We start from the raw sequence: 25,020 nt of genomic DNA, 5'->3' as shown, positions 1-25,020 counted from the left end.
CATTGGAATGCGATCTCCTGTAGGAGCTGCCGCAGGCTGCGATCTTTTGGCGCCATCACCATCAATGAAATCCTTCGCGCAGATCACCTTCGCGTGCCAGAAACCGCCCTTCCCGGCGACCATTCGCCTGCCCGTCGCGATAGCTCAAAACGCCATTGACCCACACCCCCTCAATCCCCTGCGCCGCCCGTTGCGGATCAGTGAAATCCGCCACATCACGCACCGTCTCAGGATCGAACAACACCAGATCCGCCCAATAGCCCTCACGAATCTCGCCGCGCCCTTTCAAGCCAAACCGCGCCGCCGACAGACCGGTCATCTTGTGCACGGCGGTGTGCAGCGGAAACAGCCCGACATCACGACTGAAATGTCCGAGTACTCGTGGGAAAGCGCCCCACAGGCGCGGATGCGGGAACGGGTCTTCCGGCAGTCCGTCAGAGCCGACCATCGACAGTGGATGCGCGAGGATTTTTCGTACATCCGCCTCGTCCATGCCGTAGTACACCGCGCCCGCCGGTTGCAGGCGTTTGGCGGCGTCGAGCAGTGGCACGTTCCATTCGGCGGCGATGTCGATCAGGTCGCGACCGCTGACTTCGGGGTGCGGCGTCGACCAGGTGATGGTGATGCGATGGGCATCGGTGACTTGCTTCAGATCCAGCGTCGAAGAACTCGCCGCGTAGGGATAGCAATCGCAGCCCACATGCTGGGTTTTCGCCGCGTTTTCCAGCGCCGCGAGCAGCTGCGGACTGCGCCCCCAGTTACCCACACCAGCGCATTTGAGGTGGGAAATGATCACCGGGGACTGCGAGTGACGGCCGATGCTGAACGCTTCGTCCATCGCCTCCAGCACCGGCTCGAATTCACTGCGCAGGTGGGTGGTGTACACCGCGCCGAACGCGGTCAGTTCTTCGGTCAGTTGCTTCACTTCATCGGTGGAAGCGTTGAAGGCGCTGGCATAGGCCAGGCCTGTGGATAAACCGAGCGCGCCAGCCTCAAGGCTTTCACGCAATTGCTCGCGCATGGCGGCGATTTCGTCAGGCGTGGCGCAACGGAACAGATCGTCAAGGTGATTGCTGCGCAGCGCGGTGTGACCGACCAGTGCAGCGACGTTCAGCGTGGTGTTCGCCGCTTCGACAGCGGCGCGGTAATCGCTGAAACGTGGATAAACGAATGCGGCGGCTGTGCCGAGCAGGTTCATCGGATCCGGCGGATTGCCTTTCAAACTCACCGGCGAGGCGCTGATCCCACAGTTGCCGACAATCACCGTGGTCACGCCCTGACTGAGCTTTGGCAGCATCTCGGGCTGACGGATGACCACCGTGTCGTCGTGGGTGTGCACGTCGATGAAGCCTGGGGCGAGCACGCGGCCGGCGGCGTCGATGTCTTCCGTGGCGCGGGCATCGTGCAAGTCGCCGATGCGCTCGATACGCCCGTTGAGAATCGCCACATCGGCGCGGTAGCCGGGCGTGTTGCTGCCATCGATGACGGTGGCGTTGCGGATCAGCGTGTCGTACTGCATGTCAGTCTCCCAGCGGCAGGTGATCGTCGCCGCCACGGTATTCGTCGAGGGCGAGTTTGATCCGCCGCAGACGCTCTTGATTGTCTTCAGGATTGGCCAGCGCCAGCTCGGTCGCAAGCACATCGATGGCCAGCAACATGCCGTAGCGCGCCGCCGTCGGTTTGTAGATGAACGAGGTTTCTGCGCCTTGCAGCGGCAGGACGATGTCGGCCAATTCGGCCAGCGGCGAGTCGGCGCGGGTGATGGCCAGAATGCGTGCGCCGTAGTTGCGCGCCAGTTCGACAGTTTCCAAAAGCTCCGGGGTGATGCCGGTCAGCGAGCAGACGATCAGCACGTGCTCGGCATTGAGGCTGGCGGCGGTGACGCGCATCATCACCGCGTCGTGGCACACTGCAATCGGGTAGCCGAGGCGCACCAGGCGTACCTGCAATTCATCGCTGCACAGGGTCGAGCAACCGCCCATGCCGAACGCATGAATCATCCGCGCCTGGCCGAGCATTTTCACCGCGTCGGCGAAGCGTGATTCGTCGAATCCAGCCAGATGCTGGCGCAGCGTGGTTTCGATATCGCCGACAATCTGCCCGTAGAACGCCGACTGTTCAGGGGTACCCGCCGGGTCGAGAAAACGGCTGCCAACGCCGCTGGCCTGGGCCAGTTGCAAGCGCAGATCGCGCAGGTCGCGGCAGCCCACCGTGCGGGCAAAACGCGACAACGTGGCGGTACTGACTTCGGCCCGTTGTGCGAGATCTTCGAGGCTGGCGCTCGCGGCAAAACCGACGTCGTCCAGCATCAGCCGGGCGATGCGGCCTTCGCCGGCGCTGAAGGAGTCCTGACGAGCGCGGATCTGATAAAGGATGTCCATGGCGGCGGGCTCCGGTTACAGCAGGTAAGAAAGGCCGACGGTCAAAGCGAAAGCGACCAGCGAGATCAGGGTCTCAAGCACGGTCCAGGTCTTGAACGTCTGCGCGACCGTCATGTTGAAGTATTCCTTGATCAACCAGAAGCCGCCGTCGTTGACGTGGGAAAAAATCACCGAGCCGGCGCCGGTCGCCAGCACCAGCAATTCCGGGTGTGGATAACCCAGACCAATGGCCACCGGCGCGACCACGCCGGATGCGGTGGTCATCGCCACGGTGGCCGAGCCGGTGGCCACCCGCATCAACGCCGCGAACAGCCAGCCCATGATCAGCGGCGACAGGTGAAATTCGTGGGCCAGCCCGACAATTTGATCGGTGACCCCGGCGTCCACCAGAATCCGGTTCAGACCACCGCCGGCGCCGACCAGCAAGGTGATACTGGCGGTCGGTGCCAGGCACTCGTTGGTGAATTTGAGGATTGATTCACGGTTGAAACCCTGAGCGATGCCCAACGTCCAGAAACTCAGCAAGGTCGCCAGCAACAGTGCGATCACTGAGTTGCCGATGAACAACAGGAACTGGTTGAAACCGCTGCCCGGCGTGGAGATCAGGTTGGCCCAGCCACCGATCAGCATCAGCACCACCGGCAATAGAATGGTCGCCATGGTGATGCCGAAACCCGGCAGTTTGTCGCGCGGTTCGCGGTCGAGAAATTGTTTTTCCAGCGGGTTATCCGCCGGCAGTTGAATGCGCGGCACGATGAATTTGGCGTACAGCGGACCGGCGATGATTGCGGTGGGAATACCGATGGCAATCGCATACAGCAAGGTCTGCCCGACCGAGGCCTGATAAGCCTGCACCGCGAGCATCGCCGCCGGGTGCGGCGGCACCAGCGCATGCACCACCGACAGGCCGGCAACCATCGGCAGGCCGACCATCAGAATCGATACGCCCACCCGCCGCGCCACGGTGAAGGCGATGGGTACCAGCAACACAAAACCGACCTCGAAGAACAGCGGCAGGCCGACCAGAAACGCGATGCAAACCATCGCCCAGTGCGCGTTTTTTTCGCCGAATTTCTCGATCAAGGTGCGGGCCATCTGCTCCGCACCGCCGGACTCGGCCATCATCTTGCCGAGCATCGTCCCCAGCGCCACCACCAGCGCAATATGCCCCAGCGTCTTGCCCACCCCGGCCTCATACGCCCCCACCACGCCCGACGGCGGCATGCCCGCCACCAGCGCCAGGCCGATGGAAATCAGCGTGATGACAATGAACGGATTGAGCCGGTAACGAGCGATCAGCACGATCAAGGCGATGATGGCGACGGCGGCATACATCAGCAGCCAATAGCCGAAGGAAGGTGTCATGCGGTACTCCTCGAAAGGGTCACGTTCGAATGGGTTGTGAAACTCATAAATCATTTCGAGATCGAGTTTTCAAACGCCATGAAAGTAATTTTCGTAGAGAGGTAAGGCGTGTCGCTGATGGGTATGTCTTGTCGCGATTAATGAAAATCGCGGGGCGGGATTTACATGGTTCCCAGGCAAACACAAAAACTTGTGGGAGCTGGCTTGCCAGCGATGGCGGCTGCACATTCAACACATTTGCTGACGGGTGCACCGCTATCGCTGGCAAGCCAGCTCCCACAGGTTCGGTGGTGTCGGGATGGCTGGAGTAAGACTCACACCATCTCGTTACGAATCCAGTCCACCACCGACGTACGTTTTGGCGCCCAGCCCAGCTGTTCGCGGGCGTGTTTGCCGCATACGCGGCTGTTGGAGCCGAGGCCGTAGTTGGCCATTTCGTAGCCCCATTCGGCTTCGGCGTCTTGCAGTGGCCAGTCTTGTGGCTGGCCGAGGTTCAGGGCCTGAGCCATGGCGGTGGTCATGTCGATGAACAAGGCTTCGCCACTTTCGACGAAGTAGAAAGTGCCCGGTACGTTTTTGGTCAGTGCCAGCAGGTACAGGGCGACGACGTCTTCGATGTGCACGTTGGACCAAATGTTCTGGCCAGTACCAACATGCCGCACCACACCGCTTTTACGTGCTTGTTTGAGCAAACGCGGCAACTGCACGCTGTCGCGATTGACGCCCAGGCTGTGGCCGTAGATCAGCGTGTTGCAGATCACTGCCGAATTCACGCCGTCCTGTGCGGCGGCGAGGATCAGCTTGTCGATCGCCACGCGCGCCGCCTTGTCGACGGTGGGTTCCGGCAGGTTGTCTTCGTAGTAGATGACGTCGCTGGATTTGCCGCCCGAGGCATCGCCGACGATGCTCGAACCGCTGGTGTGCAGGAACACTTTGTTCGAACCGCGCAGGGCATCGAGCAACGCTTCGACTGCGCCGCGATGGTCACTGCTGGCGGCATTGATCACCGCATCGGCGGCGCGGGCCTGATCGGCCAATAATGCACTGTCTTCAAGAGTGCCGATCACCGGGGTGATGCCCAGTGCCTTGAGCTCATCCGCCTGTTCGGCGCTGCGCACCAGGCCGGTGACATTATGCCCGGCCTGGACCAGACCGGTGGCGATGGAGCCGCCGATAAAACCGGCGGCGCCGGTGACGAATACGTTCATGGAGAGACTCCCTGCGTGAATAAGTGATGCAGCGAGTATCGTCCGGTCACCCCGATGGAAAAACCCGCCCTCGACCAAATCACTGTTGCGCAGGGGTCACGAATCAGCCTTTGAAATCAGCACTGGCGTACGCCGCGAGTTTGCTCTGGATGAAGTCGAGGAAGCACTGGATGCGCAGCGCCAGTTGCGAGTTCCGGTAGTACACCGCGTTGATCGGCTGGCGATAACCGCTGTTGAACTCCGCCAGCAACACCTTGAGGCGCCCGGCGCGAATGTCGTCGATGGTCATGAAGTGCGACAGGCAGGCAATGCCCTGGCCTTCCAGCGCCAGCTGGCGCACCGTTTCGCCGCTGGAAGCACTGATCGCCGGAGTGATCGGCCAACGGTCACCGTGCACGTAACGCAGCGGCCACTGATTGAGACCTTCGTTGTGGGTGAAACCGAGCAGGGCGTGGTCACTCAAGTCGGCGACCTGCTGCGGCGCGCCGTGCTGCTCCAGATACGCCGGACTGGCGACGATCAGCAGCGGACTGCAACCGAGCGAGCGCGCATGCAACGTGGAGTCGGCCAGGGTGCCGATGCGGATGGCGACATCGGTGCTTTGTTCCAGCAGGTCAATGATCAGGTCATTGCTGTTGAGTTCGAGCTGAATGTCCGGGTACAGGCCACGGAATTCGTCGATGTAGGGCACGATGGCGTGCAGCATGAACGGCGACGCAGCGTTGATCCGCAGACGCCCGGACGGGGTTTGCTGGCGTGAGGACAGACGCTCTTCGAGCGCATCCATCTGATCGAGAATCAGCTTGGCCTGCTCGAAGAAATACTTGCCCTCCTCGGTCAGGTCCATGCGCCGCGTGGTGCGGTTGATCAGCGTGGTGTCGAGCTTGGCTTCGAGCCGCGACAACGTGCGGCTGACCGCCGACGGCGTCTGCCCGACCTGTTCGGCGGCGGCGGAAATCGAACCGCACTCGATCACGCAGACGAAAATCTGCAACTCATCGGATCTGGCTTTCACGGGTTTCCCTTATTGATCGACTGCACAAATCCATTGTGGAGAGAGAACACCCCTGTGGCGAGGGGATTTATCCCCGATGGACTGCGCAGCAGGCCCCCGCTTTTTGAGATCAAGATCGGGGGCCGCTGCGCGACCCATCGGGGATAAATCCCCTCACCACAGTTAAAACCCTCACCGAATGAATCACCTCACGCCTTGAGAGCAAACACCTCTCTCAGATGCTGCTCATACCGCACCACATCATTCTCGATGTTCGGCCGCTTCATCACATCGACACAGAGAAACGTCGGCAATCCGGTCATGCCCAAGAACTCATTGGCCTTGTGGAACGGGAAATACACCGCGTCGACACCTTTGGCTTCGAAGAAATCGCTCGGGTCGTCGAAAGCTTGCTGCGGTGCATTCCAGGTCAGCGACAGCATGTATTGCTTGCCTTGAATCAGGCCGCCGCTGCCGTACTTCTGCGACGCATCGGAACGAGTCCGGCCATCGCTGGCATAAAGGCTGCCATGACCTTCGGTGAAGACTTCGTCGAGGTACTTTTTCACCGTCCACGGCGCGCCCATCCACCAGCCCGGCATCTGATAAATGATCACGTCGGCCCAGAGGAATTTGGCCACTTCTTCAGCGACGTCGTAACCCTCATCGATGAACGTGGTTTTGACATCCAGGCCACCACGATCCAGCACGCTCAGTGCAGTTTCGTGCAGGGTCGCGTTGTAACGACCGTCGGAATGGGCGAATTTCTTGCCGCCATTGAGCAACAACACTTTTTTCATCAGAACGCCTCGCGCAGCCATTGGGCTGGGGAAAGATGGGAAAACGAATGGCGGCAGGTTAACCATCCATCTCGCGCGGAATAAGCCGCGTCGGCGCAAAATACATTTGATCAAAAAGCACGAATGGAACGCAGATTGTTGCAATAGCATTGGCTGCCATCTGCATTTGAGGAGTTGTTCTGATGAGTGAACGCCACGGTTTCATCCTGCACGCCAAGACCCGCCCGGAGAAAGCCGAGGCCTTCGAAGCGCTGTTTCGCGCCTATGTCGAACCGAGCCGCGCCGAGCCGGGCTGCATCGAGTACCACATGCTGCGCGACCAGGAAGACCCGACGCTGTTCATCTTTTACGAGATCTGGGAAAGCCAGGCGCACCTCGACGTGCACTCGAATCTGCCGCACATGCGCGAGTTTTTCGACAACCGCATGACGTACCTGGAGCGCGATTTCGATATCCGGCGGATCGACATGCTCAGCGCCTCGTCGGCTAGCCGCTGATCAGCAAATGGGCGCCGAGTGCGCCCAGTCCGATAAAGAACACGCGCCTGAACAGCACGGCACTGATGCGCTGCCGCAGCCATTGGCCGAACCCCATGCCCAGCATCGCTGGAATCAGCACCAGCAGCGACGCACTTAATTCGCCACTGCCCAGTGCATCGCGCCAGAACAGGCCGCCGGCCAGCGCCAGGGTCGAAACGGTGAACGACAGGCCCAGCGCCTGCACCAGTTCATCACGCTGCAAACCCAGCGCCTGCAGGTACGGCACCGCCGGTATCACGAACACGCCGGTGGCCGAAGTGATGACTCCGGTGATCAGCCCGCACAGCGGGCCGAGCCACGGCTCATGCCGGGGATTGACCTGCAGGGTCGGCAGCAGCAACCCGCTCAACGCATACAGCAACAACGCCGCGCCCAAGCCGCGCACCACCCAATGCCCGCCCGCCATGCCGATCGACAACGTGCCGACGGCAGTCCCGAGGAAGATCATCAGCAGCAGCGGCCACAAGCGTTTGATCAGTCCTTTCAGATGCCCGCCAAAGGCCAGTTGCCAAACGTTGGTCAGCGTCGCCGGAATGATCAGCAACGCGGCTGCCTGTGATGGGGCCATAGCCAGACCCAGCAGCCCCATCGCGACAGTGGGCAAGCCGAGACCGATTACCCCTTTGACCAGACCGGCCATGATGAAGGTGGCGATGACCAGCAAGGATAGGCCCAGGCCGAGGTTTTGATAGAAGTCTGCGAGTGCGTTCATGGCGCTACTGTGCGCCTTGGCGGGTGTGCTGAAAATCTGCCATATACTGAGGCTGCCTCTGCCAATACAAGAGGCTGAAGACTTGATTGAGACTTCTGGCCTCATCGCTGGCAAGCCAGCTCCCACAGGTTTCAGTGTGGATTACAGATTTTGTGCACAACACACATCCTGTGGGAGCTGGCTTGCCAGCGATAGGGCCCGCCCAGAAACCACGAAGACCAGAGGCTGCCCCCATGCACTTCGACCTCACCGACCTGCGCCTCTACCTGCACATCCTCGACAGCGGCAACATCACCGCCGGCGCCGCCCGCAGTCATCTGTCGCTGGCCGCCGCCAGTGCGCGCATCCGGGCCATGGAGGCTTCACTCGGCACCGAGTTTCTGCAGCGCGGGCGCCGTGGCGTGAGCCCGACGCCGGCCGGCAAGGCGCTGGCGCAACATGCGCGCGTCCTCCTGCAACAGTCCGAACGCATGCAGCAGGATCTGGCCGATTACGCCCAAGGCGTCAAAGGCCAGGTACGGTTGCTGTGCAACACCACCGCGATCACTGAATACCTGCCGGAAGTACTGGCGGACTTTTTGTGCGAGCATCCCAACCTCGACATCGACCTGCAGGAATTGCCCAGCGCGCGCATCACTCATGCCTTGCGCCAAGGCGCGGCGGACCTCGGGATTGTGTCCGACGCCGTAGACACCAGCGACCTGCAGACCCTGCCATTTCGTGCCGATCCGCTGGTGCTGATCCTCCCCTCCGACCACCCATTGTCTGACGCTGCGCCAGTCCGTTTCAGCGACGCCCTGCAGCATGACTTTGTCGGACTGCGCGCCGACAGCGCGCTGGCGGTGTATCTGGAAGAACAAGCGCTGCACAGCGGCTCGCGGATGCAGATCCGTATCCGCGCCGACGGATTCGACGGGGTAATACGCATGGTCGCCCGAGGTGTCGGGCTGGCAATTGTGCCGCTGGCCGCTGTCGAGCGAACCGCATTGCGTTCATTCAAATGGGTTGCGCTCAATGAGGCGTGGGCACGCCGCACGCTCATGTTGTGCGCCCGAGACTTCGCTACGTTGCCGAATTACGCCCGCGCGTTGTTACACGCGCTCACTGATCCGCGCGTTTCTGAGCAGTTCGATGTCGAGCACAGACAACTGAACGACGAGCAGGCGCTATAGGGTTCGACTTCAAATCCCTCTGCCCGGAGTTCCCATGACCGCGACCGCCCCCATCACCGTTCTGCGCGACACCCACCCGCTGCCGGTACTCGATGCCTGCAAATGGGAAAAACTCGAAGGTGACCCGCACACCGTCAACCTCAACGCCTACACCAGCGAAGACGGCAGCAAGATCATGGGCACCTGGATCTGCACCCCGGGCAAGTGGCGGGTCGACTACGTGAAGTGGGAGTACTGCCACTTTCAGGAAGGCTATTGCATCATCACCCCGGACGGCATGGCGCCGATTCACCTGCGTGCCGGCGACATCTTCGTGGTTGAACCGGGGATGAAAGGCACTTGGGAAGTGGTCGAGACCGTACGCAAATATTTCGTTTTCGCCTGATGCAAAAAAGCCGGGAAACCACCCGACGTGATTTCCCGGCAACACCTACTGCATTCTGGCTGACGCCATGGTTGTGGCGTCTGTGAGATTTGTGGCGAGGGGATTTATCCCCGATGGGCGCAAAGCGCCCCCCCCCCGCATTGTGTCAGTTGAAACGCAGGCTCAGTGGTTGCGACTGCTACACAGTCGATCGGGGATAAATCCCCTCACCACAAAGTCTGCGTTGCCACAAAAAGTATTGATGTCCAAGTTACTGCGGCTTGCGATAACTGTTGATAATCGCCGAGAAGTCCTTGCCGCCCTCCCCGCGCTGGCTCATCGCTTGATACAACTGCTGCGCCACCGCGCCGAGCACCACCGGTTGGTGCGCCTGACGCGCCGCTTCGGTCGCCAGCCCCAGATCCTTGAGCATCAGCTCGGCACCGAAGCCACCGGTGTAACCGCGCGAGGCCGGCGCCGTTTCGACGATGCCCGGCCACGGGTTGTACATTTCCGAACTCCAGCAACGCCCGGTGGAGCTGTTGATGATCCCGGCCAGCACCGAGGTGTCGATCCCCAGTGCATCGCCCAGTGCCATCGCTTCGCTGACACCGACCATCGAAATCGCCAGCAGCAAGTTGTTGCAGATCTTGGCGATTTGCCCGGTGCCGACTTCACCGCAATGCACGATGTTGCGGCCCATCTGCGCCAGCACCGGCTGCAGGGTGGCAAACAGTTCCGGAGTGGCGCCGACCATGAAGGTCAGCGTGCCTGCGGTCGCGCCGCCAGTGCCGCCAGAGACCGGTGCATCGGCCATGGCCACGCCCTGTTTGGCGGCAGCGGCGGCCACATCGCGGGCGGTCTGTGGATCGATGGTGCTGCAATCCACCGCTGGCACCCCTTTGCCGATACCGGCCAGCACTCCGTCCTCACCGAGCCAGACGCTACGCACATGCACCGCCGCCGGCAGCATGGTGATCACCAGCTCGGCGTCTTGCGCCGCTTCACGGGCCGAGGCGCGGATGGTGCCGCCCAGTTGCTCCAGTTCCGCCAGCACAGTCTTGTTCAGGTCCACCAGGTTCAGCGAATGGCCGGCCTTGATCAGATTGCGCGCCATCGGCGCGCCCATGTTGCCCAGACCGATAAATGCGATTTTCATGGCCAGTCCTCAGCGCAGGTTGATGGTGGTGTTCACGCCGTCGTAGACGCTGTCGTCATCGAACCAGCGCGCCGTGACCGTTTTGGTCTGGGTGTAGAACTGCACCACTTGCTTGCCATACGGGCCGAGGTCGCCGAGTTTCGAGCCACGGGAACCGGTGAAGCTGAAGAACGGCACCGGCACCGGAATCGGGATGTTGATGCCGACCTGGCCGATGTCGATTTCACTCTGGAATTTACGCGCCGCCGCACCGCTCTGGGTGAACAGGCCCGTGCCGTTGCCGAATGGGTTGGCGTTGACCAGCGCAATGGCCTGATCAAGGGTGTCGACTTCCAGCACCACCAGCACCGGGCCGAAGATTTCCTGGGTGTAGATCTGCATGTCGGTGGTCACGCCCGAGAACAGGGTCGGACCGACGAAGTTGCCTTGCTCGTAGCCCGGCACCTTGATGTCGCGACCATCAAGTTCCAGCTTGGCGCCTTCCTTGATGCCGCTTTCGATCAGATCGAGAATTCGCGCCTTGGCTTTCTTCGAGATCACCGGGCCGACATCGGTGCCCGGCTCGCTGCCGGCGTTGACCTTGAGTTTCTGCGCCAGCGCTTTCAGGTCCGGCAGCCATTGTTTCGCCGCACCGACCAGCACCACCACCGAGGTGGCCATGCAACGCTGACCGGCCGCACCGAAACCGGCGCCGACCAGCGCATTCAGCGCCTGCTCGCGATTGGCGTCCGGCAGCACCACGGCGTGGTTCTTCGCGCCCATCATCGATTGCACGCGTTTGCCGTGCTTGCCGGCCAAGTCGTAGACGTGAGTGCCGACTGCGGTCGAACCAACGAACGATACGGCTTTGATGTCCTTGTGGGTGCACAGGCCATCAACCACATCCTTGCCACCGTGCACCACGTTGAGCACGCCCGCCGGAACGCCGGCCTCGATCGCCAGTTCCACCAGGAGCATGGTCGACAGCGGATCCTGCTCCGAAGGTTTCAAGACGAAGGTGTTGCCGCAGGCGATGGCCATCGGGAACATCCACAGCGGAATCATCGCCGGGAAGTTGAACGGGGTGATGCCGGCGCACACGCCGATCGGCTGGCGCAGGGTGTAGGTATCGACGCCGCCCGCCACGTTTTCGGCGAACTCGCCCATTTGCAGAGTGCCGATGGAACAGGCGTGTTCGACCACTTCCAGGCCACGGAAAATATCGCCCTCGGCGTCGGCAATGGTCTTGCCCTGCTCGGCGCTCAGCACTACGGCAATGCGCTTGGAGTGCTCGCGGATCAGCGCCTGCAGCTTGAGCATGATGCGCATCCGCGCGCCGATCGGGGTCAGTTTCCAGGTCTGGAAGGCGCGGTGTGCGGCACGGATGGCGGCATCGACTTCAGCAGCGGTGGCGAACGGTACTTTGGCCAGCACTTGCTGGGTCGCCGGGTTGACGATGTCGTGCCACTCGGTGGTCTGCGATTCGACCCACTCGCCGTCGATCAGCAGCTTGACCTTCTGGACCGTGGTTTCGTTAGGCGTAAGCGATGCGTTCATGCTGGTCTCCGAAACTTGTTTTTATCGTAGGAGCCAAGGCGAAAGGGTTCGCCTTGAGATGAGGCGTGTGTCACGAATTGGTTGTCGGACTGTTTTTGGAGTATAGATGTGCAAACTTCTAATAAGAACGCACATATAAGCCCGTCCATCATGCAAAAAAACATCACCTCCCTGGGGTCGCTGAACTGGGACGACCTGAAGTTTTTCCTCGAAGTCGCCCGCACCCGCAAAGCCAGCACCGCAGCCAAACGCCTCGCCGTCGACTACACCACAGTGTCGCGGCGCATCAGTTCGCTGGAAGCGGCATTGGGTACGCTGCTGTTCGAAAAATCGCGCACCAGCGGGTTTGTGCTGACTACCGAAGGCCAGCGTCTGCTGGGCTACGCCGAGTCGATTGAAAGCACATTGCACATGGCCTGCGAGCAGGTCTCCGGCTCCGGTGTGGCACTGTCGGGCCATGTGCGCATGGGCTGCACCGAAGGTTTCGGCAGCTTTTTCATCACGCCGCAGCTGAGCCATTTCGTCGACGCCTACCCGGCAATCTCGGTGGACATCCTGCCGCTGCCGCACTTCATCAGCCTGTCCAAACGCGAAGCCGATATCGTTATCGCGCTGGAGCGCCCGGAGCATGGCCCGTACGTGTGCTGCAAACTCTGCGACTACCGCTTGCAGCTGTACGCGACCCAGGACTACCTCGACCAGCACCCACCGATTTGCCGCCCGGCCGATTTGGGCAAGCATCAATTCATCAGTTATGTGGATGACCTGGCGTTCAGCTCGGAGTTGCTGTACCTGGCGAACGTGCTGCCTGGCGCCAGCGCGAACCTGCGCAGCACCAGCGTGATCGCGCAGTTCGTCGCAGCGCAACAAGGGCGCTCACTGGCCATTCTGCCGTGCTTCCTCGCGGCGCAGGATCCGCGCCTGCTGCCGGTGCTGCCCGAAGAAATCGACATCACCCGGCAGTTCTGGATGTACTGCCGGGAAGATCTGAGGAAGTTAAAGCGGATCACCCTTCTGTGGGACTACATCCGTGAGGTGACCGAGCGCAATCAGGGTTTGCTAATGGGGCAGACCCGCGAGATGCAGTTCGCCGATTAATCGGCGCTGACCACAATCGACACCCGACGATTCTCGGTGCGTCCGGCCGCAGTACTGTTGGACGCCACCGGCTCGCTGCTGCCCAGTCCGCGCAATTGAATGTTCTCTTCCTTCATGCCGACGGTGGTCAGCACTTTGGCCACACTCTTGGCCCGGCGCAGCGACAATTGCTGGTTATAGGTCTCTTTGCCCGAGGCGTCGGTATGACCATCGACCCGTACGCGTTCAATACCGACCCCCACCAGGGCCTTGCCGATGCGTTCGACGATTTCGGTGCTTTGGGCGTTCAGGCTTTCGATATCGCTGCCAAACAGCACTTTGCCTGACAGGCCAAACTCCCAGCCTTCGTCGGTTGCCTCGAAGCCTTGTTGTTTGAGGACGGCGATCTGCGCCGGGGTCAGGCCTTTTTGTGGTGCGGTCTGGCAGCCGGTCAGCGCCAGTACGGCGATCATCAGCAAGGCGGAAAACAATCGAGCGGGAAGAATGAACACGGGAATCAGCTCCTGGTTTGCAGATTGACAACCGGGCTCTCCGACCCGGCAGTGAATTGAGCACCACGCGACAGGCGTTTGGCCTGGTACATCGCCGCGTCGGCGGCGTTGAGCAAGGCACCTGGCGTGGCACCATGATCAGGGAAAACCGCAATGCCGATACTGAGCGACGTCACCACACTGGTATCGCCCGGCAGCGCGATGGGCATGTCCATGCTGTCGAGAATCTTGTCGGCAATGCGCTCGGCGTCTTCGACCTTGTGCAGCGGCGCAAGCAGCACGGCAAACTCATCGCCGCCAAGCCGCGCCACCAGATCCTCTTCACGCAGCTGCGCGCGGATCCGATTGGCGACCGCCACCAGCACGGCATCGCCGGCAGCATGACCGAAGTTGTCGTTGATACCTTTGAAACGGTCACTGTCGAGAAACAGCACCGCTACCCGCTCGTTGAGTTTGCCGGCATTACGCAGGGCACGAATCAATCGGCCCTCGAAAAACGCCCGGTTCGGCAAGCCGGTGAGGCTGTCGTGGCTGGCCTGGTGGGCGAGGGTTTCGTTCTCGCTCTGCAGGTGGGTTTGCCAGGATTCGAGTTCGTCGAGCAACGCATTGAAGTCGTTGCCCAGATTATCCAGTTCGGCAATCTGTGCCGGCGGTACCCGCCGATCCAGCGCGCGCTCGCTGCGCGCGGCGTGGGCCACCGCGGCGAGGCTACGCAGTGGTCCGGTAATACCGCGTAATTGTCGACGCGCGAGATAGAGCGCGACCCAGGCACTGATGGCGGTACACAGGATGATCCCTGCCAGACCGCTCAGCAAAAAGCGCATGAGACTGCCGCCATGACCGACCAGCAGAATGTGACCGATTTCGCGCTCCTGATGCACAATCGGCAGCCTGACCGGCTTTTCCAGAACGGTACGCGTGATCTGCATTTCCAGTTCGGTAAACAGGCCGTTCTCGGGCCGCTGCCAACGCGCCAGCACCTGACCTTGCGCATCGAACACCTGCACGTCCGCCACCTCTTCGGTGGACGCAATCAAGGCCAGCGCTTCAGTCGCGGCCGCCTTGTCGTTGAACACTACCGCCGCTTCCACGGTGTAGCTGATCGAGCGCGCAATGAGCTGCAAGTTGTGATCGGCGTACACCCGCAGCGCGAGAACGCCCAGCAGGGTCAGCGATACGCTGGCCATCGTCACGGCTACCAGCGCCACAATCAAATGGCCACGGCCAATGACCGATCCCAGCGTCGGGCGGCTTCCAGAACGGAACAGTTTCATGGCGCCGCCGGTTTGCGACGCGACAATTGCAGTACGCTCGGGTGGATGCGTACACCGCTGCGCGCGACAGAGTCGAGGTTGACCTCGAAGGACACCTGTTCATCGCCGACGCGCAGGCAGAACAGGCTGCCGACCGTACACTGATCGCCTCCTTCGCTGATGCTCAACACCGGGTGACCGATCAATGAAGCAAACAGCCGACTGCGCTCATCCGCCGTGAGTTTGCCGATGTACACCGCATCGCATTCGCTGACGATCGCCGGGTTGTCGGCCAGCAGTCGGCGTACGACGACCGGCCGACCAGTGGCCTGCGTGGTGCCTTTGACCAGATCGTCGGTGTATTCGGTAGGGCCGACGATGCACAGGCGCAATTGCGCAGGTTCAACCGGCCAGCGTGCATAGCTGAGAATGCCGAGCACGACCTGCGTCACCGCTTGGGCGCGTTGCTCGGCCATGCCCGCTGGCGTTTGTGGCTGCGCGATGGCAGCGCCCGCCAGCAAACAGAGCAGACCGACAAGCAATGCGTGCTTGCAGCGAACCACGCGCTCTGTCGCCCAGACAGCCACCTTCATGCAGGGATTCTCTTGGATCGTACCGAAATGATGCCGCAACGATAGCACAGCGAAGTAACACCAGCGAGACAGCGTCGTCTGACCAGTCGGTCAGTAATCGGTACCAGACTTCAGATTATTTCATTCCCGAGCCACTGCGCCTTCCTCCAGTTCCAGCATCAATCCGCTCAGGCGCTTGACCTTGCGCTGCACGGCCTCTTCGAACACTCCAGGCCGGGGTTCGATCAAGGTGAACCAATGCTTGGCCCGTGTAATCCCGGTGTAGATCAATTCTTTGGTCAGCACCGGATTCAAGGCGTCAGGCAGGATCAACGCGGTGTGGGCGAACTCCGAGCCTTGAGATTTGTGCACGGTCATGGCGTACACCGTTTCAACGTCGTTGAGCCGACTCGGCAGCACGAACCGCACCCCGCCCTGCCCGTCGTTTCGCGGAAAGGCCACGCGCAGTAACGGTCTGCCAGCTTCGGGTCCTTCGCGCTCGGGCAACTTGAGGGCGATGCCGATATCGCCGTTCATCAGTCCCAGACCGTAATCGTTGCGGGTCATCAGCACCGGCCGGCCTTCGTACCATTGTTGGTCATGCTCGATCAGGCGTGCCTTGAGCAGGGTTTCGGTGATCCGCAGATTCAACCCTTCAACGCCCCAAGGTCCCTTGCGCACGGCACATAACAACTGGAAGGTGTCAAACGCCTGCAGCACCGCCCGCGCCCAGTTGGTCCAGTCTGGATGTTCCAGCGGTCTGCCTGCTGGCGGGCGTTGTTCGCGCAGGATGTTCAGATAGTGGCGATAACCCTGTGGACCGTCGCCATGACCGTCGAGCAACAGGCGCTCCAGCTTGTGATCGTGTTCTCCCTTGAGCGGCAGTGAAAACACATCGTCGTAGTGACCGGCCGCCAGCAACTGGCGCGCCTCATCCGGCAACTGCTGATTGACCCGCCGCGCCAGTTGACCAATGCCGCTACCTTCACCGAAACGCCGGGAATGACGCAGCATCACCAGTTGTTGGGCCAGCGGATGAGAGCCATCGAGGTCTACGTGCAGGTCACTGCCGTGCAATGACTCTCCGCTGACCGACTCCAGCCACTGCCGGGTGTGCGGGTTATACCAGCCTGCCTCGGCATCACGGCAAAGATCGCCAAGTACCGCTCCGGCCTCCACCGAAGCGAGTTGATCCTTGTCGCCGAGCAACACCAGACGCGCATGCGTCGGCAATGCATCGAGCAGGTTCGCCATCATTTCCAGGTCGATCATGGAAGCTTCATCGACCACCAGCACATCCAGCGGCAAGCGGTTGCCAGCATGGTGACGGAAGTGTCGGGTGCCGGGACGGCTGCCCAGCAAACGATGGACTGTCGTGACGTCGCAAGGGATCTTCTCGCGCACGTCTTCGGTGACCGTCAGCGATTGCACTTGCTGGCTGATGGATTCGGTCAACCGCGCAGCGGCCTTGCCGGTGGGCGCCGCCAGACGAATACGCAACGGTTGACCGGCCTCGACCGCCGGCGCCTGGAGCAGCGCGAGCAAACGCACCACGGTCGTGGTTTTACCGGTCCCCGGGCCGCCGGTGATGATGCTGAACGCACCGCGAGTGGCAAGGGCACAGGCGAGTTTCTGCCAGTCGATCACGGCCCCCGGTGTTGCAGGGCCGAACAACTCATCGAGGCGCTGAGGCAAGTCATCCGGCGGCGTTTCAGGCTGAGCCAGACGTGTCCGTAACGCTGCATCGATACGCCGCTCGTAAGCCCAGTAGCGCCGCAGATACAGGCGCTTGCCGGACAGCACCAACGGCCGCTGCTGCGCCGGGTCGCGGGTGTCCGCTGTCAATGCAACCAGCGCACTGCTCGCCAGCGCCTTGCACCAATGGGCGCCATCCAGCGTTTCAAGCAACTGCGACGGCAGCAGCCATACATCACTCTGTACATCGCCTTCGGGAGGCAGGGAGAGGGCGAAATCCGGGGCCTTGAGGGTTTCGAACACATCAAGGCAAACATGCCCGTGACCCAGTTGATGGCTGGTCAGTGCGGCTGCGAGCAACACCAGAGGATCGGACTCAGGCGCAAGTTCGTGCAGGAAACCGACAAAGGCTTTGTCCAGCGAGCGAAGCCAGCCTCGTTCGACCCAGCGCTCAAGCAAGATCAGCAGATCCGAAGCTCTGGTCAGTGGCGTCAGGCTCGACGGGTTGTCGATAGCCGATGACAGATCGGCGAAGGTACGCTTCATAACAGGACTCCCTGTTCCCATGCGGGTTCGGCCTTGGCTTCCGGCTTACCCTGGAACAGGCGATCCAGGCGTTCGATCAAGTCCCGTGGCGGCCGCGCAAAGTACACGCCACTACTGTCTGCCCGGGTTCCCCGCAGGAATACATACAACGCACCACCGACATGCCGGTCGTAATCGTAGTCGGGCAGACGCGCCTTCAATTGCCGATGCAAGGCCAGCAGATACAGCACGTACTGCAGGTCGTAACGGTTGTCCAGGATCGAACGCTCCATGGCTTGCTCGGTATAGGCCGTATCGTCGACACCCAACCAGTTGGATTTGTAGTCGGCGACGTAGTAACGGCCCGCGTGCTCGAAGGTCAGGTCGATAAAGCCCTTGAACATGCCGTTGAGCTGTACTGGCTCGGCGGCTACTCGCGCCACACCGTTGTGGGTGTACTGGCGTACCCAATCATCGAGTTTGAGGACATCAACCTTGTGACTGGCAAACCAGAACTCCATTTCAACCCGGTACTGCTTCAGTTGCTCGAGCACGACCGGAGGCTGTCCGCCACCTGCTGGCAGCGGGGACTTGAGCAAGTGCTGCAGCCAGTCACTCAAGGTGACAATCCAACCCTGCCAGCCGCGCAGATTGCAGCGCCGGCCAATTGCGTCCTTGATTGACTCACCGGAAACGGCAAAACCTTCATCGCCAGCCCACTCCAGCAAACCATGGAGGAAGGTTCCCGGGTTCGGGCCGCGAGGAAAACGATGAATATCGGCGCCACCAACCACGAGCTCTCGCGGCGCATCCGGGTCAAGGCGCTCATCGTCAAACAGCTTTTGCGCTTGCGGACTGTCCGGCGCCTCATCGCTGCCGACACTCAACACGTCACTGATGCGCAACGCACTGTAGGAGGCAATCCACCAGTTTTCGCTGGCCTTGCGCTTTGGCACCAATGTGGCGCTGAGGATCGCTTCATTGCGCTCGGGCTGGTAGATCTCCTGCGTCGCTTGAGGCAACTCACTCAGACTGATAGCCGCGCAGTTCTGTTGCAGATCCTGCAGCCAACGACTCAGACCGGTTGACTCATCCAGCCTTGCGCCGCCACCCAGCAGATAGCCAAGCGCCGAAAGATGAAGCACTGAACTGCTGTTATTACCGCGCTTGAGGTCCGTGACACCCAGCCAGCATGCATGTTGCGCGCGAGTCAGCGCGACGTAGAGCAGACGCAGGTCCTCGGCCAGACGCTCGTCATCCGCCAGGGCGACCAATTCGGCGGTAGGCTTCAGTGTCACCTGGGCTTTGCCGGAGGCATCGTGGTAATGCAGCGGCAGGCGACTGCCATCCACCGGTTTTGCCGAACAGATGAAAGGCAGGAACACCAACGGATACTCAAGTCCCTTCGACTTGTGGATGGTCACCACCTTGACCAGTTGCTCGTCGCTCTCCAGACGTAATATCTGTTCTTCACCGGCCTGACCGGACAGTGCCAGCAACTCGGCCAGATGACGAATCAGCGCTTGCTCGCCATCGAGTTCCGCCGCGGCCTGCTGCATCAGTTCCGACAGGTGCAGAAGGTTGGTCAGCACTCGCTCGCCGTCACTGCGAGCGATCAGGGTCTGCGGTAAATCGAAGTCGTGCAGCAAGCGTCGCAACATCGGCAGCACACCTTGCTTGCGCCACAGTTCGCGATAACCCCGAAACTGCATGACTCGGGCTTCCCAGATCAACTCATCTTGATTCAAGCGCTCAAGTTCAGCCAGCGGCAGATTGAGGGTGATGCAGGCCAGCGCGGCCTTCAGTGAGCGCTCGACATCCGGCTCGGCGCAGGCCTTGAGCCAAGACAGCAGGTCGTGCGCTTCCTGGGCGGCGAACACCGAGTCCTTGTCCGACAGATAAACGCTGCGCACGCCACGGGCCGCGAGTTCTGTGCGTACGGCTTGGGCCTCTTTGCCGTCACGTACCAGAATCGCGATATCGGAGGGCCGCAAACCGCGGAAGGCTTCTGCGTCCCGGACAAATCCCGCCGCGCCGGCTTGCCCGCCGTTGAGCAATGCGGTGATTTCGCTGGCACAGGCCGCCGCCAACTGCTGGCGATAGACCGCCCCTGACAGCGGCTGGTCCGTCGACAGGTGCCAGACATTCAGTGCCGCGACATCCTCGCCGGCGACCTGCAGCCGCTCTTTGCGTCCTTGCGAATCAACGGGCTGGAACGGCACCGGGTTTTCCCCGGTTTTTTCCCGGAATAAAAACGCGCCGCGTCCCTGCTCACGGGACTCGGCGCGTTCGAATACATGATTGACCGCATTGACCATGCCATGGCTGGAACGGAAGTTGGTGCCCAGCGTATGCAGGCGGCCAGTGGTGGCCTGACGCGCACGCAGGTAGGTATAGATATCGGCGCCACGGAACGCGTAGATCGCCTGCTTGGGGTCGCCGATCAGGAACAGGCCGGTGTCCGGACTGTTATCTTCGATGCGATAGATGCTTTCGAAGATCCGGTATTGCACCGGATCGGTGTCCTGAAACTCATCGATCAATGCCACCGGAAACTGCTCGCGGATCACCGCCGCCAGGCGCTCCCCGCTGTCGGATTGCAACGCCGCATCGAGCCGCAACAGCATGTCATCAAAACCCATTTCCGCGCGACGACGCTTCTCTTCTTCAAAACGCGCGCCCACCCATCTCGCCGCGTGCTGCAAGACAGCGGCATCCGGGGTGGGCAGCGCGTCGAGGCTCGACTTGAGCCCCGGCATCGCGTCGAGCCCCGGATGACTCGGCGCCTGCCCCTTCCAGGCTTCAGCCATCCCGTCAGGGGTCAGTCGGGTAAAACCAGTGCCGATGTCCAGTTGCTCCATGGACTCGTCTTGCGCCCAGGCCTTGAGTTTCTCGAACCAGGGCTCGAAGTAACGCGCCTGCATCTTGCGTCCATCAACGGCTTTGCTCGCGACGCCCTCGTGACAGATCACCAGCAGCTCATCCGCCCACTGACGCCATGGCATTTTCAGCTCGAGCAACGCGGCACGTCGTTCCCGCAGACACTCGTCGATCAGCTCTGCGGGAGCCTTTCCGTCGCCACTTTCATGCTCACTGCCAAACAGACCGCGCACCCTTGGCAACAATGCGGCCGGCCCGCCCCAGTGGGTACGAACCCAGTTCAGCGCATCGCCCTGCATCGGATAACAAAACAGTCGCCAGTAATCGCGCAGCACTTCGCCGAGCAGGTCGCTGTGATCGGTCTCCAGGGATTGCGTAAACAGGCTGCCGCTGTCGAATGCATGTTCGCGCAACATGCGCTGGCACCAACTGTGGATGGTGGAGACGGCCGCTTCGTCCATCCATTGCGCGGCGATGTCCAGACGATTGGCGCATCCGGGCCACTGCGCCGGGTCAAATTGCTCACGCAATTCGGCAATCAGGGCATCCGGCGCAGGGGTTTCTTCACGGAAAAACCGCGCGGCCTCGGCCAGCCGCGTACGGATTCGTTCACGCAGTTCCTTGGTAGCGGCATCAGTGAACGTCACCACAAGAATCTGCGGGGGCAGCAGCTCACGGCCGAAGCCGCTCGCTTCGCCGCCGTGCCCAAGGATCAGCCGCAGATAAAGCGCCGAGATAGTAAAGGTCTTGCCGGTGCCGGCACTGGCCTCGATAAGTTGACTGCCGTGCAGCGGGAAGGCCAGTGCCAAAGGTGTCCTGGTACTCATGCGCGCGCCCCTTCGCTGCTCAGTGAACGCCAAGGCGCTTCATACAGAGGGCGATACAACGCGTCGCACCAACCGGAGAATGTTTCGTCCGCCAGCAATGCATCAAAGTCTGCAAATTGGCGGAGCAACGCGGGGTTCTCTCGGCGCTCGCCTTCACTGGTCTGGCCGTCACCTTCGTAGGCCTTGCGGGCAGCCGCTTCGGCTTTGAGCGGATCAGTCTGCGCAAGCCAGGCGAAGGCTGTCTTGACCGCGATCGGCAGCGGCTGGCGCATGCCGGCCTGCCAGGCGAGCAGAAGATCGCCAAGGAAACGAGTGGCACGATCCTTCTCCATCGGCTCGAGCAACAGCGTATCGTCACTCGCCACCAACGCCGTGCTCAGCATGAGTCCGCTGGCGCAGGCCACCAGGTGGTTGACCCAGGGCTTGATCAAGCGATGCCATTTCCGACTTTTGATCGAACCGATGCTGTTGGGAATGGCAGTGACGGACAGCACGCCACCGTCAGCACGCTGATGCAAACCCGCGAGCCAGCCTTCAATACGCACACCCTGCAACTCGAGATTGACCGGGAGTGCGCTGATCAACGGTGTCGGCCATAACGCCAGAAGTTGTTGGTAACGCTGCAGCAGGTCCGGTAACGGCTCGATCAACTCTCGTTGCAGGCATTCGCCGAAACCGGCCATAGGCAGCAACCCGCTGTTTTGCAAACGACGCGCCTGATCTTCGAGCGCATGATCAACATTATCGGGCTGCCGGAGCGCGGCTTCGAGCAGGCTCTCGCTGAGTGTGTAACGTTGCAATGCGTCCAGCACGAACGGTTCTTCGTCAGCCAGGGGCGCCTCGGCGGCCTCAAAGTACACTTTGAGTCGCTGCGTGAAAAAGTGCCGGACCGGATTGCGCAGGAAATCCTGCAGTAGGGCCAGACTCAGCGGCTCCTCCTGAACATAAGGCGCGAGTAGCTCCGCTTCGTGTTGTGGCTCATGCACCTGGTGCAAAACCTGCCATTCACGGGCATAACTGAATAGTTGGTCGCCTTCATGGAAATAGCGCGAGCTGAACGGTTGCAGGGGATGCTCCTCGGTCATGGCGTGCAACAATTCCTGGTGCTCATCGAGCGACTGCCAGCCACTGGCAAGGTGAACGCGCAACTGGCCGATCAGCACGGAAGCAGGCCGTTCACTATTGTCTCGAATACTGCGTCCGACCCAACTGATGTACAGCTGATTTCGCGCAGACAGCAGCGCCTCGAGCAACAGATAGCGATCATCCTCACGTCGGGAACGGTCCCCGGGCCGGTAATCGCTGCCCATGAGGTCAAAATCAAGTGGAGGTTGCGCCCGGGGATAATCGCCATCGTTCATCCCCAGCAAACAGACGAGCTTGAACGGGATCGCCCGCATGGGCATCAGTGTGCAAAAATTTACTGCGCCGGCCAGAAAGCGCTGGGACAGACGCCCCTGATCCAGACCCGCGAGCCAGGCCTCCCGAACTACTGTCAGCGGCAACTCATCTACCAACCCCACCGATTCGCAGGTCTGCAGCCAGGTCTCGCGCAGCTCCTCAAGCTGCGTGAGCAGATAATCGTCGTGCTCGTTACTGGCCTTGAAGAATAGTTGCATCAGAATCTGCAGCCGCAGGCCCCACGCCTTGGGCTGAGCAGCCTCATTGAGCTCGTGATGGGCCAGCTCCAATGCATCAAGCAGGGCAACCAGCGGCCCGATCAACGCAGCATCCAGACCGCCGATTTCATCGTAAGGCTCGATACCTGCGCAGGCGTTGGAGCTGCCTACGGCGTATCCAAGCAACATCCGTCGCAGGCCGAAATGCCAGCTGTTTTGCTCAAGCTCATCTGGCAAGCCCAGTCCGGCACGTTGTTCAGCGTTCATTCCCCAGCGCACCCCTGCGCCTTCGATCCAGCGATGCAGCGTAGGTAAGTCGCGTTCCTGAACGCCAAAGCGGGCGCGCAATGCAGGAACGTCGAGCAGGTCGAGGATCTCGCTTACCGGGAAACGACTGTCCGGCAGTTTGAGCAGGTGCTCGACGGCAATCAGCAACGGATCGCGACCGCGCTGGCCCTGATCGGCCAAGGTAAATGGAATAAAGCGAGGATCATGCCGATCCAGTTGCCCGAACACCGCCCGAATATGGGGCGCATAGCTATCGATATCCGGCACCATCACGATTACATCGCGCGGGCGTAGATGGGGATTGGCACTGAAGCGGGCGAGTAACTGGTCGTGAAGGATTTCCACCTCACGCTGAGCACTGTGGGCTATATGAAAGCGGATCGACTCATCCTGCGTCAGGTCGACGGCAGGCCAGTGCTCACGCGTTTCATTGAGCGGCCGCAATTCGAGGATGTCGTCCTGAAGTTGATTGAGCAGAGTCTGTGGCTGCGTCTCGCTGAACAGGTCGATGCGCCCGTCACGGAATGCCGCACGATAGCTATTGGGGTCATCGTAGCTGTCCAGCAAGTTGATGTAGTCGCGCCCCTGTTTGCCCCAGGCTGCGAGCAACGGATGCGCGTGTTGGTGCAGCGCTTCCGGATCGAGCACGACCGGCATGCCGGTCTTGCGGCTTTGCCGCTTGTATTGATGGCGCAGCAGATCCTTGTCGGCAACGATATCGGCCCAGTGGTGTCGGCAAGGGTTGTGCACACACAGCAGCACCTGACTGAAACGCGCAAGTCCGGCCAACGCTTCGAGCACCTGGGCCGGCAACGAAGATATGCCAAACACGATCACCCGCGAGGGTAGTCCTGCAGGTGCGTTTTCAAGGGCATTTATGCGCTCGATAAAGCGCTGATGAACACCTGCCCGGCTCTGCGCCATGCCCTGCTCACCGACATCTTCCAGCAGAGCACGCCACAATTCAGCCTGCCAGCAACTGACCGGGGGCAGTGGCTTCACTTCACCTCGAACATTGCGCAACTGGTGCCGGCCTTCGGCCCAGTCCTCGAGCCAATCAGCCCGATACACTTGGTACTGGTCAAACAGATCTGCCAGGCGCTCTGACAGCTGGTAGCGCTTGCGTAAGTCCGTGTCGTGCGTGAGGAACCGTTGTAGCGGCTCAAAATGGGGGCGATCAATAACCTGCGGCAGCAAGCGCATCAGTCGCCAGGTCAATGGGGCTTTGTCGAGCAGGGACTTGGCGGGAATTTCGTCTCGGCCCAACACCATACGGTAAAGCTGCCACATGAAACTGCCAGGCAATTGCACATCTATGGCCGCAGCTATTCCGCATCCCCCGAGGTCGTCGTCCTCAGGGTCTTCCGCCAAAGCCAGTTTGAGCCATTGGGCGATACCGTTGCTCTGCACCAGAGCGATTTCGTTCTCCAAGGGTGCCAATGGATAGCGCCGCATGACACTAACCACCAGGCTGCGCAGTTCGTCCAGGCTATTGCTCTGGACCACCATGAATGCAGCATTGAGGGACTGGGCGTCCGGCAT

Annotated in this window: 19 protein-coding genes; 4 read left to right on the top strand and 15 right to left on the bottom strand. The window is 61.0% G+C overall.

What is annotated here, in order from left to right; genetic code table 11:
* Positions 1–61 precede the first annotated feature (61 nt).
* The 6 genes from GTQ41_RS03670 to GTQ41_RS03645 form a co-directional block, all read right to left on the bottom strand.
* Positions 62–1,519 (bottom strand): amidohydrolase family protein, encoded by a 1,458-nt coding sequence (locus GTQ41_RS03670; RefSeq protein ID WP_047291120.1) that lies wholly within the window; start codon positions 1,517–1,519, stop codon positions 62–64.
* A 1-nt stretch (position 1,520) separates the two neighbouring features.
* On the bottom strand, positions 1,521–2,381 hold the full coding sequence (locus tag GTQ41_RS03665; RefSeq protein WP_047291119.1) for a MurR/RpiR family transcriptional regulator: 861 nt from the start codon (positions 2,379–2,381) through the stop codon (positions 1,521–1,523).
* 15 nt (positions 2,382–2,396) lie between these two features.
* Positions 2,397–3,746, bottom strand: coding sequence for a GntP family permease (locus tag GTQ41_RS03660; RefSeq protein WP_047291229.1), 1,350 nt, complete (start codon positions 3,744–3,746; stop codon positions 2,397–2,399).
* Positions 3,747–4,060: 314 nt separating this feature from the next.
* Positions 4,061–4,954 (bottom strand): NAD-dependent epimerase/dehydratase family protein, encoded by an 894-nt coding sequence (locus GTQ41_RS03655; RefSeq protein WP_047291118.1) that lies wholly within the window; start codon positions 4,952–4,954, stop codon positions 4,061–4,063.
* Positions 4,955–5,057: 103 nt separating this feature from the next.
* Complete coding sequence (locus GTQ41_RS03650; protein ID WP_047291117.1) at positions 5,058–5,969, bottom strand: LysR family transcriptional regulator; 912 nt, start codon at positions 5,967–5,969, stop codon at positions 5,058–5,060.
* A gap of 188 nt (positions 5,970–6,157) precedes the next feature.
* Positions 6,158–6,748 (bottom strand): NAD(P)H-dependent oxidoreductase, encoded by a 591-nt coding sequence (locus GTQ41_RS03645; protein ID WP_047291116.1) that lies wholly within the window; start codon positions 6,746–6,748, stop codon positions 6,158–6,160.
* A 182-nt stretch (positions 6,749–6,930) separates the two neighbouring features.
* Between GTQ41_RS03645 and GTQ41_RS03640 the strand changes: the two genes are divergently transcribed.
* Positions 6,931–7,245 (top strand): putative quinol monooxygenase, encoded by a 315-nt coding sequence (locus GTQ41_RS03640; protein ID WP_047291115.1) that lies wholly within the window; start codon positions 6,931–6,933, stop codon positions 7,243–7,245.
* Here the strand turns inward: GTQ41_RS03640 and GTQ41_RS03635 are convergent.
* Positions 7,235–7,999, bottom strand: a complete 765-nt coding sequence (locus GTQ41_RS03635; protein WP_047291114.1) for a sulfite exporter TauE/SafE family protein — start codon at positions 7,997–7,999, stop codon at positions 7,235–7,237. The two genes, GTQ41_RS03640 and GTQ41_RS03635, sit on opposite strands and share 11 nt — an antisense overlap.
* Positions 8,000–8,232: 233 nt before the next feature.
* Between GTQ41_RS03635 and GTQ41_RS03630 the strand changes: the two genes are divergently transcribed.
* Positions 8,233–9,171, top strand: a complete 939-nt coding sequence (locus GTQ41_RS03630; RefSeq protein ID WP_047291113.1) for a LysR substrate-binding domain-containing protein — start codon at positions 8,233–8,235, stop codon at positions 9,169–9,171.
* A 34-nt stretch (positions 9,172–9,205) separates the two neighbouring features.
* Positions 9,206–9,556 carry a cupin domain-containing protein gene (locus tag GTQ41_RS03625; RefSeq protein ID WP_003221437.1) on the top strand — a complete coding sequence of 117 codons (351 nt, stop codon included), beginning with the start codon at positions 9,206–9,208 and terminating at the stop codon, positions 9,554–9,556.
* A 250-nt stretch (positions 9,557–9,806) separates the two neighbouring features.
* Here GTQ41_RS03625 and mmsB read toward each other — a convergent pair whose 3' ends face one another.
* Together mmsB and GTQ41_RS03615 are read right to left on the bottom strand one after the other, a co-directional pair.
* Positions 9,807–10,694, bottom strand: coding sequence for a 3-hydroxyisobutyrate dehydrogenase (mmsB, locus tag GTQ41_RS03620; protein ID WP_041066652.1), 888 nt, complete (start codon positions 10,692–10,694; stop codon positions 9,807–9,809).
* 9 nt (positions 10,695–10,703) lie between these two features.
* Positions 10,704–12,230 carry a CoA-acylating methylmalonate-semialdehyde dehydrogenase gene (locus GTQ41_RS03615; RefSeq protein ID WP_217325419.1) on the bottom strand — a complete coding sequence of 509 codons (1,527 nt, stop codon included), beginning with the start codon at positions 12,228–12,230 and terminating at the stop codon, positions 10,704–10,706.
* 150 nt (positions 12,231–12,380) lie between these two features.
* Between GTQ41_RS03615 and GTQ41_RS03610 the strand changes: the two genes are divergently transcribed.
* The gene (locus GTQ41_RS03610) at positions 12,381–13,328 is read left to right on the top strand and encodes a LysR family transcriptional regulator (protein ID WP_047291110.1); all 948 of its coding nucleotides are present in this window, start codon (positions 12,381–12,383) and stop codon (positions 13,326–13,328) included.
* On the opposite strand, the gene GTQ41_RS03605 is transcribed toward GTQ41_RS03610, so the two are convergent.
* The 6 genes from GTQ41_RS03605 to recC all read right to left on the bottom strand — a co-directional run bounded on the left by GTQ41_RS03605 (position 13,325) and on the right by recC (position 25,020).
* On the bottom strand, positions 13,325–13,780 hold the full coding sequence (locus GTQ41_RS03605; RefSeq protein ID WP_174377346.1) for an OmpA family protein: 456 nt from the start codon (positions 13,778–13,780) through the stop codon (positions 13,325–13,327). The two genes, GTQ41_RS03610 and GTQ41_RS03605, sit on opposite strands and share 4 nt — an antisense overlap.
* Before the next feature lie 44 nt (positions 13,781–13,824).
* Positions 13,825–15,093, bottom strand: a complete 1,269-nt coding sequence (locus GTQ41_RS03600; protein WP_047291108.1) for a diguanylate cyclase — start codon at positions 15,091–15,093, stop codon at positions 13,825–13,827.
* Positions 15,090–15,665, bottom strand: coding sequence for a YfiR family protein (locus GTQ41_RS03595; RefSeq protein ID WP_047291107.1), 576 nt, complete (start codon positions 15,663–15,665; stop codon positions 15,090–15,092). The genes GTQ41_RS03600 and GTQ41_RS03595 overlap by 4 nt, the downstream gene beginning before the upstream one ends.
* Before the next feature lie 120 nt (positions 15,666–15,785).
* The gene (gene recD, locus GTQ41_RS03590) at positions 15,786–17,885 is read right to left on the bottom strand and encodes an exodeoxyribonuclease V subunit alpha (RefSeq protein ID WP_047291106.1); all 2,100 of its coding nucleotides are present in this window, start codon (positions 17,883–17,885) and stop codon (positions 15,786–15,788) included.
* The gene (gene recB / locus GTQ41_RS03585; RefSeq protein WP_047291105.1) at positions 17,882–21,571 is read right to left on the bottom strand and encodes an exodeoxyribonuclease V subunit beta; all 3,690 of its coding nucleotides are present in this window, start codon (positions 21,569–21,571) and stop codon (positions 17,882–17,884) included. Before recB ends, recD begins: the two co-directional genes overlap by 4 nt.
* A complete protein-coding gene (gene recC / locus GTQ41_RS03580; protein WP_047291104.1) occupies positions 21,568–25,020 on the bottom strand; it encodes an exodeoxyribonuclease V subunit gamma in 3,453 nt (1,150 codons plus the stop codon). Before recC ends, recB begins: the two co-directional genes overlap by 4 nt.

The organism is Pseudomonas sp. AN-B15, assembly GCF_019056475.1.
In the GTDB taxonomy this organism is placed as follows: Bacteria; Pseudomonadota; Gammaproteobacteria; order Pseudomonadales; family Pseudomonadaceae; genus Aquipseudomonas; species Aquipseudomonas parakoreensis.
The sequence above is the reverse complement of the archived record's forward strand: the minus strand, read 5'-3'. Positions and strand labels throughout refer to the sequence as shown.